10 protein-coding genes are annotated in these 14,460 nt (G+C 50.1%); 2 read left to right on the top strand and 8 right to left on the bottom strand.

Annotation, left to right across the window (positions count from 1 at the left end; translation table 11 throughout):
* Window positions 1–105: 105 nt before the first annotated feature.
* From B5G10_RS04940 to B5G10_RS04910, 7 genes are all read right to left on the bottom strand, one after another.
* Window positions 106–1,362 (bottom strand): hemolysin family protein, encoded by a 1,257-nt coding sequence (locus B5G10_RS04940; RefSeq protein WP_087423625.1) that lies wholly within the window; start codon window positions 1,360–1,362, stop codon window positions 106–108.
* A complete protein-coding gene (gene lptC, locus B5G10_RS04935) occupies window positions 1,359–2,030 on the bottom strand; it encodes an LPS export ABC transporter periplasmic protein LptC (protein ID WP_087423624.1) in 672 nt (223 codons plus the stop codon). Before lptC ends, B5G10_RS04940 begins: the two co-directional genes overlap by 4 nt.
* 182 nt (window positions 2,031–2,212) lie before the next feature.
* Complete coding sequence (locus tag B5G10_RS04930; protein ID WP_087423623.1) at window positions 2,213–3,871, bottom strand: C10 family peptidase; 1,659 nt, start codon at window positions 3,869–3,871, stop codon at window positions 2,213–2,215.
* Window positions 3,872–4,121: 250 nt separating this feature from the next.
* Window positions 4,122–5,573 carry a hypothetical protein gene (locus B5G10_RS04925; RefSeq protein ID WP_143241068.1) on the bottom strand — a complete coding sequence of 484 codons (1,452 nt, stop codon included), beginning with the start codon at window positions 5,571–5,573 and terminating at the stop codon, window positions 4,122–4,124.
* 19 nt (window positions 5,574–5,592) lie between these two features.
* A complete protein-coding gene (locus tag B5G10_RS04920) occupies window positions 5,593–6,477 on the bottom strand; it encodes a hypothetical protein (protein ID WP_087423621.1) in 885 nt (294 codons plus the stop codon).
* 19 nt (window positions 6,478–6,496) lie between these two features.
* Window positions 6,497–7,966, bottom strand: a complete 1,470-nt coding sequence (locus tag B5G10_RS04915; RefSeq protein ID WP_087423620.1) for a RagB/SusD family nutrient uptake outer membrane protein — start codon at window positions 7,964–7,966, stop codon at window positions 6,497–6,499.
* A gap of 22 nt (window positions 7,967–7,988) precedes the next feature.
* The gene (locus B5G10_RS04910) at window positions 7,989–10,973 is read right to left on the bottom strand and encodes a TonB-dependent receptor (RefSeq protein ID WP_087423619.1); all 2,985 of its coding nucleotides are present in this window, start codon (window positions 10,971–10,973) and stop codon (window positions 7,989–7,991) included.
* A 686-nt stretch (window positions 10,974–11,659) separates the two neighbouring features.
* On the opposite strand from B5G10_RS04910, the gene B5G10_RS04900 reads away from it, so the two are divergent.
* Together B5G10_RS04900 and B5G10_RS04895 are read left to right on the top strand one after the other, a co-directional pair.
* The gene (locus B5G10_RS04900; protein ID WP_087423617.1) at window positions 11,660–12,388 is read left to right on the top strand and encodes a type III pantothenate kinase; all 729 of its coding nucleotides are present in this window, start codon (window positions 11,660–11,662) and stop codon (window positions 12,386–12,388) included.
* Window positions 12,375–13,619, top strand: a complete 1,245-nt coding sequence (locus tag B5G10_RS04895) for a hypothetical protein (RefSeq protein ID WP_087423616.1) — start codon at window positions 12,375–12,377, stop codon at window positions 13,617–13,619. The genes B5G10_RS04900 and B5G10_RS04895 overlap by 14 nt, the downstream gene beginning before the upstream one ends.
* Window positions 13,620–13,732: 113 nt before the next feature.
* Here B5G10_RS04895 and B5G10_RS04890 read toward each other — a convergent pair whose 3' ends face one another.
* The gene (locus tag B5G10_RS04890) at window positions 13,733–14,425 is read right to left on the bottom strand and encodes a hypothetical protein (protein WP_143241067.1); all 693 of its coding nucleotides are present in this window, start codon (window positions 14,423–14,425) and stop codon (window positions 13,733–13,735) included.
* Window positions 14,426–14,460 lie beyond the last annotated feature (35 nt).

The raw sequence follows: 14,460 nt of genomic DNA, 5'->3' as shown, positions 1-14,460 counted from the left end.
GAATTTTAGTTTTATATTTTATTATTTTTTTATCCTCTTTTACTAAGGGCACGAAGATACAAAAATTTGGATTTATCTCGGCATAGAATGGTCAAAAAAAATAACTTATTTCTCTATTTTCATGCGCACAAGTTCTATTTTCGTAGCCTTGCGACGCAAAATCGTAAACCGATAGTTCTTAATTTCTACCGTCTCGCCCAGGCGGGGAAGGGTTTGATAGTGGTGCAGAATGTAACCGGCCACGGTTTGATAATCGTCCGACTCGGGTATGTCGAGACCAAACTCTTCGTTGATGCGCCCTATCTCCATGCGCCCCGAGAACTCATACTCGTCCTCCCCTACTTTTCGGGCCACGAGATTCTGGGTGTCGTGTTCATCCTCGATATCGCCAAAGATCTCCTCGACCAGGTCTTCGAGAGTTACCAGTCCGGCGGTACCGCCAAACTCATCGACCACGATAGCCAGGCTCTTCTTCTGCTGCATGAGGTTGCGCATCAACTTGTTGGCCAACATACTCTCGGGAGCAAAGACGGCCGGGCGGATGCTCTTGCGCCAGTCGTCGTGCTGGCGGAACATCTCGGACGAATGGATATACCCCAGAATATTGTCGATATTCTCGCGATAGACCAGCACCTTCGAGATGCCCGTACTCACAAAGGTATGAAGCAACTCCTCGTCGGTAACCTCGTCAATATCGACCGCCACCAGTTCGGTGCGGGGTATCATGCAGTCGCGCAGGTGCACGTTGGAAAAGTCGAGGGCATTCTGAAAGATCTTCATTTCGGGTTCCACCGGGACTTTCGAGTCGCTCTCTTCAATACTCTTCTGGATAAACGAATCGAGCTCTATCTTACTCATCAGCGAGTTGGTGTGATGGGCAATCTTTACCCCGGCCAGTCGCATGACTTCCTTCGAGACCATCGAGGTGAACCGGGAGATGGGATACAAAATCACATAGATGAGCCACACCAGGGGCGCGAAGAATCGCATCGTGGCATTGGGGTCGATGCGGAAAATGGTCTTGGGCATAAACTCGCCCACAAACAGAATGAGCAAGGTCGAGAGGAGGGTCTGCATGAGTACCACAAAAGCCTCTTGATCCCACACCAGGGCGATGACCGGCTCGAGCAGGGCCGCCATGCCCATACCGTAGATGACCAGAGCAATGTTGTTGCCCACCAGCATGGTCGAGATAAACTGCTCCTCATTGCCATAAAAGAGGCTCAACATTTTCGAAAGCAGGCCTTTCTGTTTCATATCCAGCTCGGCCCGCACCTTGTTGGACGACACGAAGGCAATCTCCATGCCCGAGAAAAAGGCCGAAAAGAGCAAAGCGATAATAATGATGACAATCCAATTCATGATTTCTTTCTTTGTTTGGCACGCACGGCCGGCACAGGTTTCGGAGCCACGCTATCCACCCGCGATGAGTCGGACGCAACAGAATCGCGTTTAATGGGGAATATGCCACTGGTGCGACGTATCCGATAGCGGGTCATCTGCTCATTGGAGGTGAAGCCATACCCCTCGATTACCTCGTCGGGGGTTTCGATATGGATAAACGAGTCGGAGTAGATCTCGCGCTTGCGCTGGTCCCAAAAGATCTGCGAGGTGAGAAACACCTCTTCCTTGATATTCTCGATGCGCACGTTCTTGTCGAGTCGCCACAACTGTTTGGTTTTGAAATAGGTGGCCGTGTCGCCCTGGATGAGGGCCTCGGTAGCGAACACCGAGTCGAACTTCTCGACATGCAAGCCTCGCGGGAAATACCAGTAGGGCTCCTTGGCATTCTCGTAGATGAGCCATTCGGGGGCCTTGATGCGGTAGCGGGTTATTCCCGAATCGGAGATAAGCGTCTCCACATCGAGAGTGCGCAGCGTAGGCACCTCGGTCGCATCGTCAAAGCCTTTGACCATCTCGTTTTTCGAGCCCGAACAGGCACTCCACAAGACGGGAAAGGCGACAAACAGCACGAGTCCCCAGCGCGAAACGCGCATAAACCACCGGTCGGTATTCTCTTTTCTTCCCATTCTGCTGAATCTGTGTTGCAAAATTATAAATAGTTGCAGGGCACTCCAAATATTCCCGCAAAAATTATGCCTCTCCTCGAGGCTTCCGCCCGGCCGAACATCGCCACTCCCTGCCAGACCGATACAAAAAAAGGGTCGTACCCCTCGGGGCACGACCCTTCAACCTCTATGGTCAATACTTTTTATTTCACGATGAAGGCTTTGTTTACCACACCTTGAGCCGTTGAGTATTGCAACATGTAGCTGCCTCTCGAGAGACCCGACACGTCGATGGTGGTGTGGTTGTCAGTTACATTACCACGCAAGAGTTGCGAACCGGTAACACTGTAAACCACATATCGACCCTCGGCCTCGGGAGTCTCCAGGTTGAGCACATCGTCGGCCGGTACGGGATAGAGTTTCACACCCTCGGCCAATACCTCGTCGATACCCGAACCCGAGTAGAGCTGCAGGTCGAACTTCTTCTCATACGAATTGCCGCTCGAAGCATTGATTGCCTTGATATATACGGTTTTGTGAATAGCCTTGTCTTCGATAAGCTTGGTCGTGTAGAGCTTGCCGTCGCGCACCTCGTAGCTGGCCTCGGCATAGCCGCCATTAAATTGCAACGGACCTTTCACCTCAAAGTTATATTGAGCATCGGCGATATCGCTATATACCGTTACATCGGCTACCGGGGTACCGGCAGGAGAGCCGATGGCAACACGGGTGGTGCTCAAGCGGATGTCATACGGAGTCTCCGACAGGGGAGCCACGCCTACTACGGCACGGTGATTGTCGGGATAAGAGCCCTGTACATCATCACCCAGGTTGTCGAGGGTAAAGTAACCGTTGTTCAAGCCACCCCAACCCCAGTTGATGTGGTATTGGTTGAAACCGTCCCAACCGTCGAGGTTGAAGCAGTGGCCCACCTTGTTGCCCTCGTTACCGGCATAAATCACGCAACGGCCACGTTTCAACTCGCTGCGGAGGAGTTCGTGCCAGGCATCGTCGCCACCTTTATAGGTATCGCGCGAGTAACATACACACGTTTCGGGGAAACCATAATAGGTTCTAAAGTAACCCGGAATATTGTCGGTAACCGCACCCGAACCATCGGCACCATACTCCATGTCGATGAGCACGCCGCAGTGATAGAGCAGACGGGCTACCTCGTTGTAGTTGTTGGCTCCCGAAAGAATAGCGGCCCAGTTGTAATCGGGCTCAGTATCAAAGTTCACGCTCAACAAACCCATCGGCGAAGTGTACGACTTCGTACCCGTCCCACGCAAGGGATAACGCACAACCGACAATGCCTGTCCCATGGCCACAGCCACACAACCTACATAGGCACGACCACCGGGGCCGCCCGATACAGTAGGGCAATAGGCATTATAGGGTGTTCCCTGATTCCAGGTTACCTGCACCAACGGCTCGATGCGGTCTTCGGTAGCGCGAGTCACTACATCGCCAGCCCAGCGGAAATGACGCTGCAGAGCGGGCGACTTGCGAGCCAACTTAATCTGATCGGTATAATCTTTCAACCAGCTTTGTATCCAAGCAGGCTGACCTTCCGATACATACTCGCTGTCAAACGAATAACCCAGTAAGGGATCAACCGTATCCTCGGCCGAAATCAAAGCCCAACCCCCTTTTTCAAAACGAACAATGTAGTACATGGGAGCACCGTCTTGTGCTACGGTTTCGACAGTGGCATCGCCACCTTTGAACAACGAACCGCCACGCACGGTTAACAACTTGGTTGCGGTCTCTGCCGCGGTCTTCTCAGACACTACTGCTGCAAAACCTCCTTCCACAAACGAGAAGAGCAGCATTACGAAAGCGAATAATCTATATTTCATAATCGGTTTTTGGTTTCGTTTTACAGATACACGATTTATCGGTTGACAAAAATAGATAATTCGAATGTATTCTGCAACAATTTAACATTCTCTATGTTTTTAAACATACAAAATGTTGTATTCCCCTACTCTTTTCTATCAAAAAAGAGTCAAATGGGCGAAAAAAAATAGAGATCTGGTGAAAAAATAGGCCGATACCTCACGGGTACCGGCCTATTCCATATAAAGATATCAATATCAATCTCGCTGATTAGAAGCGTTTTGCCTTGATGCTCTTCACTACTTTTTGAGCTTTGGCTTTCTCGCTGCCGTTCAACGGTCTGAAGAGCGACCAGTCAACCTGGCGAACATTCAGTTTCTTCAATACAGGAGCCGAGGCATTCATGCCGGCCGAAGGCGAAGCTTGAACTGAGCCTTTCATAAATACAGCCAAGTTCCAGACATCATACCAACCCAGATTGAAGCCTTCGGCATTCGGTGTCTGGATAAGGTCGAAATTAAATAGATATAATCCGCACCAGCGATCGGCAACATATCCTGTAACACCCTGAGCGTCGGTAGCATTGAAGTTAACCCACTCAAATTGTTCAGTCTCGCTCTCGGGTACACCGGCAAAACATACAAGACAATTGAAAGATGTGCCAGATTGATCTCTCATGGGAATCACACCCATAGGCAACATATCGGCAACCTTGAAGTTATTACCCTCTACGACAGCCTCCAACGAGTTTCCTCCAGCGGTAAATGACGAAGCTTCGAAATAGAAATTCTTGATGAGTATCGTATCGGGGTTGTCCTCATGTTTCAATTCAAACTCGGTATCGAAACCATAGGGCGTTTGACCCGGTTGTTGATTATCGAAGTCATACTGATAGAACAGGAATCCGAAAGTACCCGTAAACTCAGTGTCAACAGTGGCACCCGGAACATATTCCCAGTAGGGAGCACCCACAGTTTGAGTCTCGGTATCTACACCTCCCTTCAGAGCAGCCGATTGGTTACCGCTGGCATCGACAAATGCACCGGCAGCGAAGTCGAGGAATACATACGATTTAGCCTCGTTCTCATCGAATACTACCGATTCGGGCAACGTGATGGTTACCGACTCACCGTTGATAACAACAGTTTCTACGGTACCATTGGCATACGAGGTAGCACCATCGGCCTTCGTTACATTGTAGGTGATGGCACCTTCACCACGAGTCACCACCTCGTTATAGGTGAGCGTAACCGAGTGGCCATGGTTGCTGGCTGTGTAGAGGTAACCGTCGGGGATATCGGTCAGATAGGGAGCCTCGGTATCGGGCAACTCGAGCGTAGCCGATGCTACAGCACCGCAGAGACCATCCTTATTCGAAGCGATGGCATATACATAATAGGTAGTACCAATTTCTTGGTTGGTGTATGCTTTGGATACAGTAGCCGTCTCGGAAGCTTTTACCAATTCGGCACCTTCGTAATCGCCTTCCAACAGAGTCTCACCGTCGATTGTCATGGCCTTGTTGGTTACCAGGTAGGCATAGTAAACCGTACCCTCGGCCGGAGTCACCGTCAGGTTGAAGGCATCTATATTAGTCTTTTCGAGAGCAACCGTCACAGACGGACCTTCACCCATATTGACAGGAGCATAATCCTCAAACTCGGTGCAACCTGCCCCCATGAGGCAGATTGCTGAGAATAATCCTATAATATACTTTTTCATTGTTCTATATTTTTATCGTTTATTCAACTTTTGTAAGCGTAACAGCTTGAGCACCAGATATATTCCCAGCCAACGAAGTACCCTCATAAGCTCTACCTAAGAGTACCGCATTGATCGAGATCGTACCGTTCGATACTTGAGCATCAACAGAGCTACCGCTACCCAATTCGAATTGCAGAGTGTAAGCGCCGTTATTCAGAGTACCCAAATCTTGAGGAGCCTTGATCGTGATGCGAGTGAAATCGTCGCTCACCTCACCCATCACAGCCTTGTAAGAAGCCGTACCGGTAAGAGCATCAGGAACAATTTGCGAGAACCATACTCGGTTGACATAGTCGGCATCTTTCTGGATCTCGCAGTTCCATGTGTAGGTTACCCCCTCTTCACCTTGGAAGGGCGATGCACCTTTTGCCTTATAAGAGCCCAGGATACCGGCAGCAGCCAGCGGGTGGTCATCATCGGCAATCGTTACCGAAGTCGTATAATTGGCACCCAGATTGCATCCGCTGGGAGCTACAAGCTTGATATCGAGGCAAACATCACCATCATAAGTGTCGTTGTCGATAGGCTCGATAACAATGTATTGAACCAACTCACCACCACTGGTATAGGTCAGAGTTTTCGAAGTATTTTTCAAACGATAGTTCACACCCTCTTTGGCGGCATTCTTGCCGGCATAGGCGGTGGTATCTATTTCGAAGTTTACCGTTACATCGAGGGCTTTCGATGCTACCAACGATATAGGGATCTGAATCTCTTTGCCAGCATTCTCGTCGATGGTCGTCGTTTTGCTGTCAAACGCTACAAAAGCGTCTGCGTCGCTGAACATAGGAGTCTCCACCGATTGACACGAAGCAAACAGCGCTCCTACAACAGCTACATATATAAATTTATTGATCTTCATAACTTTTCTCTATTAAAATTTATTTGCTCTGATATCCGGGATTTTGAACCAAGTTGGAGTTGTAGAGGATATCATTCTCGGGAATCGGGAAGGCCCAACGGTAGCTGGGGAAGTCGATATCCTTCGTAAGAGGATCGAGGTCGTAGTCGGTACGAGTCAGCGACCGTTGCAGACGTTTCATATCGAAGTAAACCTGACCTTCAAAGAGGAACTCTTTGCGACGCTCGTTGAAAATGTTATCGATATTTACCTGGCTGTAAGCGCTGGCACCACGGCTGGTGGCTACCTGGTTGAGGTCGTCGAGAGCCGTTACACCGCTAATCGTAGCACCCCGGTAGAGAGCCTCGGCACGAGTCAGATACATTTCAGAGATACGGATAATGGGCACATTGTTGTAGGCCAGCTGACCACCTTTACCCGGATATTTGGTTGACCAGCGATAGCCGGGATACTGCGCATTGGTCTTGGTCAAACCGGTGAGACGTACATCGCTCTCTTCGTAGAGAGATAACAGGTCGTTCGATACACGCACGTCGCCATAACCGGCACCACCGGCAGTCTCGGGAGCGGTCAGATAGTCACCCAGCGAGCTGCTCGAACCATCGCTTTGCGAGACGTAAACCTCAAAGATGGTCTCGCTGCCCGATTGGGGAGCTACATCGAGGCTGCCGTCCCACATCGAAACGTAGTTGTTACCCGAGAGGAGTCTGAAACGACCGTTGCGGATTACCTTGTTGGCATAGTCGGCAGCCAGCTGCCAGTCTTCGTGAGTCAGATATACACGAGCCATGAGGGCTTGGATAACCGGCGTAGTAACCGTGGCAACCATATCCTTCACACCTGCACGAACATACGAGGTGCTCATCAGGCGCTCGGCCTCTTGCAGGTCGGGGATAATGAGGTTTTCATAAACCTCGGCTACCGTGTTGCGAACCGGACGGGCCGACAGGTCATCCTCCAGTACGATAGGTACACCCAGAGCCTCGGTTCCGGTGATACCTTTTTCCTTAATATAACCATAGGGTTGAGCATATACACGAACCAGGTCGAAGTAGGCCAAGGCACGCAGGAAGAGGTTCTCGGCTTTTATATTGTTGATTTGTTCGTCGGTTACACCGTCGCGATTGAAGTTGCCTTCGTTGATGGCGGTCAACACTTTGTTACAACCCAGGATGGCATTGTAGGCACTGGCCCACAAACCCAATTCGCTGGTGGGAGTAAAGTTCCAGGCCGGCTCCATACGCATACGACCGGTATTTACGGGACCTACCATACCGTTGCCACACATCACGTCGAAGGTGAGGGGGAACGAAGCGCCATACCACGAGATAACTGTCCGGTAGTTACCGGCCGTGGCACCATCGAGACCCGAGAAGGTCGAAAGGGCCAGTTCGTCCGACTGATCCATGGGCGGCTCTTTGGTCAAGAAATCGTCGCAAGAGGTGAGAGCCAGCGCCAAAACTGCTATCGATAAAAATATTTTTTTCATTGTCACATTCTTTTTTTAATGGTTAGAAAGTAATATCCACACCCACGATCATCGAACGGGTCATCGGGTAGCTGATGATGGTAGCACCTTGAGTACCGTGTTCGGGATCCCAGTAGTTCATGTTGTGGAACGTATAAAGGTTAAGGGCACTGGCATAGATGCGTACACCGCTCATGAGAGCTTTCTTGGTCCATCTCGAAGGCAAGTTGTAGGCCAGAGTAATATCCTTGATACGCAGGTAGCTACCATCCTCGAGATAACGGGTAGAGCTCTGCATACTGTTGCTGGGGTTGTTGTAAACCGGTTTCGGCAATACGTTCATGTCGCCCGGTTTTTTCCAGTAGTTCATGGCTCCTTTCCAGACATTCTGTTCAGCATAAGCGCCATCCGACTCAAACAGCTGACGGTCTTGGTTCAACACTTTGTTACCGTAACGGGCCTCGAGTTGGATGCCCAGCGAAATACCTTTCCAAGAGAGTTCGGTATTGAAACCACCCGTCCACAGAGGTTCGGGCGAGCCGCAACGAATACGGCGAGCTTCTTGCGAATCTTCGGTCAACAGGCCCTCTTCGTTACGCCACAAGGCGTTACCGTTTTGGGGGTTCACACCAGCGTAGTCATACAACCAGTAGGTGTAGAGCTGATCGCCTACTACATAACGGAGCGCTGTTCCGATGAAGTCCTGACCCGGAGCCAGCTCAAGTACTTTCGAACGGTTGGCGGCAAAGTTCACACCGGCGGTCCATTTGAAGTCGTTGGTGTTGAAGATGTCGGCATCCAACTGTACCTCGATACCGCTGTTGCGGATTTGACCTACGTTTTGAGCTTGCGAAGAGAAACCGGTGGTATAGGGCAGCGGCGAGGCAATCAACATGTCCTCGGTACGACGGGTATACCAGTCGATCGATCCGCTCAAGCGGTCAAACAAACGGAAGTCAACACCGATGTTGTGAGTCTTGTTGGTTTCCCAAGTCAGTTTGCGGTTCTGCAACTGCGAGGGGAGCTGACCGGTGATACCGTTGTAAACGATGTCGGAGTAGAGACCGTAGTGAGCATAAGCGACGATGTTGTCGTTACCGTTCACACCGTAGCTGTAACGCAGTTTCAATACATTCAGTACATTCTTGATATCTTGCATGAAAGCCTCGTTGTGGATGTTCCACGATGCACTGGCGGCCCAGAAGGTACCCCAGCGGCGATCGGGACCGAACTTGGAGCTACCATCGGTACGGAGCGAACCTTTGATGTAGTAGCGACCGTCGTAGCTATACTCGGCTACACCGAAGAACGAAACCATGGCCGTTTGAGTAAGACCGTCGTAGGCCGTTTGGTCTTCGGCCGAAATACCTACCGAGTGATAGGGACGTTGCTCGTTTACGTGATACGATATAGCTTGGTTGAACGAAGACTCATAGGTATTGGCCTCTTGACCCAACATGATGTTCAGCGAGTGAACGTCGTTGAAGAGGTCGTCGTAAGTAACCGTGTTAGAGGTAGTCAACAGACGATATTGCACATCGGCCGTATTCAGAGCTGCACCATAAGAAGCGGTGTTGATGAATGCCGGCGAGAACTGGCGGCTGTTGGTATAGGCATACTCAACCGAGTTGTTGGTGCGGAAGGTCAATTGCTTGATGGGTTTCCACTCCAAATAAGCCGTACCGTTGAATTTGTATTGCTTGTCATATTTATCCGAGCCTTTGATTGCAGCAATCGGGTTCACGTTGAACACGAAGGGAAGATCGAAGTTGTAGCTGCCGTCTTCGTTGTAAGCCCGCATCGTCGGGGCCAAAGCCATACCCGAATAGAAGGGGTTCGAAGGAGCCAGGCCATCACCATTAACCAAGCTGTTGGTAACGTCCGATACTTTCATGTAACCACCATTGATACGGGTACCTACCTTCAACCATTTGTTGAGCTCGGTATCGAGGTTGGCACGAACCTGCATCTTTTCGAAACCTACGGTGGGAACGATACCATCGGTCTTGTTGTACGACAACGAAGTATAATAGGTAGTCTTACCGGTACCACCCGAAGCAATCAACTCATACTCTTGCAAGCTACCGTTGCGGGTCAACTCTTTCATCCAGTTCGTACCGCCTTTGGCAGCCAGCGAGAGGGGGAAGTAGTACTGCGATGCGGGGTTATCTACGTCGTAACCGGCGTTGATACGGGCATCGCGTTGATATTGGATATACTCTTGCAGGTTGGCCATACCGAAGTCGTTGTCGTTGGCCAGCGTAGTAACACCATAACGAGCGCGGGCGGTAACTTTCGACTTACCGGCTTCACCCGATTTGGTGGTAATCAAGATCACACCGTTGGCGGCACGCGAACCGTAGATAGAGGCTGCGGCAGCATCCTTCAACACGGTTACCGAGGCAATATCGCTGGCGTTGATCATGGCAATGGCGTTCATACTGTTGGAGAGAGCTCCCACGTTACCACTCTCTACGGGGATACCATCGACTACATACAAGGGGTCGCTGGCAGCACCGATAGAACTGGTACCACGCACACGAATCGTAGCAGCAGCACCCGGCTGACCGTTGGTCGAAGACACCGATACACCGGCCATCTTACCCGAAAGCATCTTATCGACCGAAGTCTCGGGGATTGAAGCCAGGTCGTCGCCTTTCACCGTGGCAATAGAACCGGTCTTGGCCTCCTTGCGAATGGTTTGGTAACCTACCACAACCACATCGTCGAGGGTTTGATCACTCGAAGTCAATCTCACCACCATACCGTTGCGAGCAAATACCTCTTGGCGTTCCATACCAATGTACGAAATCACCAGGGTTCGCCCGGCTCCATCGGGAATCTTAATTGAAAACTTACCGTCACTATCGGTAATGGTAGAAGCGTTCGTGCCCTTCACCAAGATCGACGCACCGATCACCGGCTCGTCATTCTCTGCCGTCAATACCGTACCGGAGATGCTCGTCTGAGCCACCGCTAACGAAATGCCAGCCAACAGAGCGCACAATAACAATGTTAATTTTCTCATACGACTGAAATTAAATTTAAATAAACGATTTATTCCTTCTTCTTTCTTTTACTTATCACACACCCGGCTTTTCAAGGCCGGACTTTTACATTACACTCTTTTGCAATTAAACCAACTCTTAAAACTCCTCTTCTTTTAAACCTTATTATAATATAAACCTTAAATTGAAACCTTGAGAATCACTCTCATTCATACCTCTTATGGAAGTATCCAGCATGCAAAGATAGAAAAAAAACGACAATATGAAATTCAATTTGAAAGAAAATTACCCGCATCGCCTTTCTTTTTGACAACCGCACTTGACGTTCCACCGAGATTCTCAATTACACATTTTTTCACAGCGCAACTAACTTATTAAGGACCAACCATATAGAAGAATATCTCTTTTCAAACCGAAGAGAGGAAAAAAAACAGGGATACAAAATGTTAATAAAATATAAATTGGCTATACTTGCCACCGTATTATTATCAAACCGCGCTAATCTTATCAAAAAATTAACGCAAAAAGTTTATTATATTAACAATTTACAACCGCACATTCCCAATCGAGTGCGTTGTCATCTCAAGCTGCAAAAAAGCATAACCGATAGACAAAATTGCCTCATTGGTATAAATCTGCGAAAAAAAGTGCAGCAAATGCATGCATACCCATTCCTCTTTTGTATTTTTGTCTAAAATTTTGAGTTGTGAATCTTATCATCGACCAAGGAAATTCGGTAACCAAAATGGCACTTTTTCGGGCCGGACAATTACAAAATGTCGATTACTACCCGAAATGGGACGCCAGTTCCGTCGTTCAATACCTCGACAACCATCCGGTCGAGGCCGCCATATTCTCGACGGTAACCGAGCCCGACCCCGAAGCATTATCGATTCTGCAACAGCGGGTCCCCTGCTTCGTATGCTTCGACCACTCGTCGCGCATACCGGTGCATATTGGATATCACACCCCGCACACCCTGGGGCTCGACCGCATTGCGGCCGTGGTGGGCGCCTCGATGGAGTGTCCCGGCCAGCCGGTTCTCATTGTCGATGCAGGCACTTGTGTCACCTACGACCTGCTCACGGCCGACGGCACCTTTGCCGGCGGCAACATTGCCCCCGGCATCAGGCTACGGTTGCTCGCCATGCACGAGCACACCGGCAAACTGCCTCTTATTGGCGACTCGGGCGAGATTCCCGAAATCGGGTTCAGCACCGAGACAGCCATGCGAGCCGGCGCCATCCTGGGCGTAGCCTATGAAATCGAAGGCTACATAGCCCGCCTCACCGAGGCCTACCCCGGGCTTTTCGTTTTTTTAACAGGGGGAGATGCCTTAAAATTGGCTGCGAAAATAAAAAGTCGCATCTTTGTGAACGAAAATTTGGTACTAACCGGTTTAAATAGAATATTACAGGAAAATGCTAAAATATAAAATTCTCTTCATCGGTCTGATGATAGGAGCCATGGCATGGGCCCAAAACGGTACCACATCGCCCTACTCCCGATTTGGATACGGTATTCTCGGCGACAATGCCATAGGGGCCCAACGGGCCATGGGTGGCGTGGGTTACGCCCTGCATAACAACAGACAAATCAATGCGATGAACCCGGCTTCATACACCAGCATGGACTCGCTCACCTTTTTGTTTGATATCGGTCTCACCTACCAGGCTGTCACCACTCACGAGGGCAACCTGAGCGAGACGTCGCAAAGCGGTTCGCTCGACTACATCGTCATGCAATTTCCATTGGGGCGCCACATGGCCGGTAGCATCGGATTGCTCCCCTACTCCAACGTGGGCTACTCGTTTGTCAGCTCCATTGCCAACGGATCGGACAGTCGTTCGGGCGAGGGCAACATCTCGCAGGCCTATGTGGGGGTAAGCGGCGAGCTCTTCAAAGGATTCTCGATTGGAGCCAACGTGAGCTACCTCTTCGGCAACCTCACCAATGCCAACTCGGTGATTCCTACAAACGGCAGTACCGGTATATTCGAGACCGACCTGAAGGTGCGCGACTTCCACCTGCAATTTGGCGCGCAATATGCCATCGAGTGGGACAAGAAACACACCCTCACGCTGGGTGCCGTCTATTCACCGGGCAAAGCGCTGCTGGGCCGAGCCTACACCAGTACCTACGATGTGAGTTCGAGCAGCATGATCGATGCCGATACCCTCAGCATGAAGAGCCACTATTCGCTGGCCTCGACCTACGGCGGTGGTATCAGCTACAACTACGACAAACGACTTACCGTGGCGGCCGACGTCACCTACCAAAACTGGGCCGACGCCAAATTTACCAACCTCAATGCCGGACAGTTGCAAACCTCTACGGGGCAATTCAACAACCGGCTGAAGGTGGCCCTGGGTGCCGAATTCCGCCCCAAGAACATCGGGGGTAACTACTTCGAGCGCATCAACTACCGGGCCGGTCTGTTCTACAACCGCTCCTATCTGAAAATCAACGGCAACGACCTGAACGAGATTGGTGCTACCTGCGGTTTTGGATTCCCGCTTGCCACCGACAAATCGGTCGTAAACGTAGCCTTCGAATATATCAACCGCCAATGTTCGCCGGCAAAACTCATATCGGAAGACCACTTCAGAATCTCGGTGAGCCTCACCTTCAACGAAATGTGGTTCTGGCAACGCAAGTTTGAATAAAATCTATCATCCATAAAAAACAAGAAGCGGAACAAGGAATTCACCTTGCTCCGCTTTTTTTATTCTCTTGGTCACGGCATGCGCCCGGCAGCGCAGCCCGTCGCTCCAACTCACTACTTGGCCAGCAGCGGCGAGATATACTCGAGCACCTGGCGCAGCCCCTCGACCTTGTTCCACTTCACCTTGTTCTTCTTCAAGAAGGCATTAAACTCCTTTTGATCGGCCTTGGTGAGCAGTTTGGAAATCGAACGCTTGTTGGCATTGACAATCTGGTTATCTATAATAAAACAAAAGCGTACCGATAGTGGCAACGTCTGGCCATTCTCACGCTCTACCCGAATAAGGTCGTAATTGAGATTAGTGATTCCTCCCAACTGCAAACTCGACAACTGGTCGGTAGCCGAAGTCGATGACGAGGTGCCGTATGCGCCCGTACCCTGAAACAGCCGATCGAAGTCGCCCGTGGTCTTGCGGCCCAGAACCGCTTGCGGAGTCTCGTCCAAAACCTCGACATACAGATTCTCACAACGCATATAAGCCGAGCTGTCGGGCAAGACGATGCGTGCCACATCGTTCTGATTGTCGGTCGTAAATATTTTCGAACCGTTCAAATAATGCAAGTCATTATGCAGCAAATGAATATTAACCCGAGCCTTACCCTTCTCACCCGAACGGAAGTAGAGCGTTGCATCGGTAAAATCTTCAAACAGATAGGGCCACATGGTAGTAGGCTCATGCTGAGCCGAAACGCTACCTCCCAAAGAGGCAAAGAGAACCATCAATCCGGCAAATAGAAACTTTTTCATACGAATAAATTTATAAACATTAAAAAATTAAATTT

The sequence above is a fragment of the Barnesiella sp. An55 genome (genome assembly GCF_002161555.1).
Taxonomy (GTDB): domain Bacteria; phylum Bacteroidota; class Bacteroidia; order Bacteroidales; family Barnesiellaceae; genus Barnesiella; species Barnesiella merdipullorum.
This window is presented reverse-complemented; position numbering and strand designations above follow the sequence as displayed.

Excerpts from the sequence above, each read along its gene's own strand:
- B5G10_RS04890 (WP_143241067.1), bottom strand. The coding sequence starts at position 14,425 with ATGAAAAAGTTTCTATTTGCCGGATTGATGGTTCTCTTTGCCTCTTTG.
- B5G10_RS04940 (WP_087423625.1), bottom strand. The coding sequence starts at position 1,362 with ATGAATTGGATTGTCATCATTATTATCGCTTTGCTCTTTTCGGCCTTT.
- lptC (WP_087423624.1), bottom strand. The coding sequence starts at position 2,030 with ATGGGAAGAAAAGAGAATACCGACCGGTGGTTTATGCGCGTTTCGCGC.
- B5G10_RS04895 (WP_087423616.1), top strand. The coding sequence starts at position 12,375 with ATGCTAAAATATAAAATTCTCTTCATCGGTCTGATGATAGGAGCCATG.
- B5G10_RS04920 (WP_087423621.1), bottom strand. The coding sequence starts at position 6,477 with ATGAAGATCAATAAATTTATATATGTAGCTGTTGTAGGAGCGCTGTTT.
- B5G10_RS04915 (WP_087423620.1), bottom strand. The coding sequence starts at position 7,966 with ATGAAAAAAATATTTTTATCGATAGCAGTTTTGGCGCTGGCTCTCACC.
- B5G10_RS04910 (WP_087423619.1), bottom strand. The coding sequence starts at position 10,973 with ATGAGAAAATTAACATTGTTATTGTGCGCTCTGTTGGCTGGCATTTCG.
- B5G10_RS04930 (WP_087423623.1), bottom strand. The coding sequence starts at position 3,871 with ATGAAATATAGATTATTCGCTTTCGTAATGCTGCTCTTCTCGTTTGTG.
- B5G10_RS04925 (WP_143241068.1), bottom strand. The coding sequence starts at position 5,573 with ATGAAAAAGTATATTATAGGATTATTCTCAGCAATCTGCCTCATGGGG.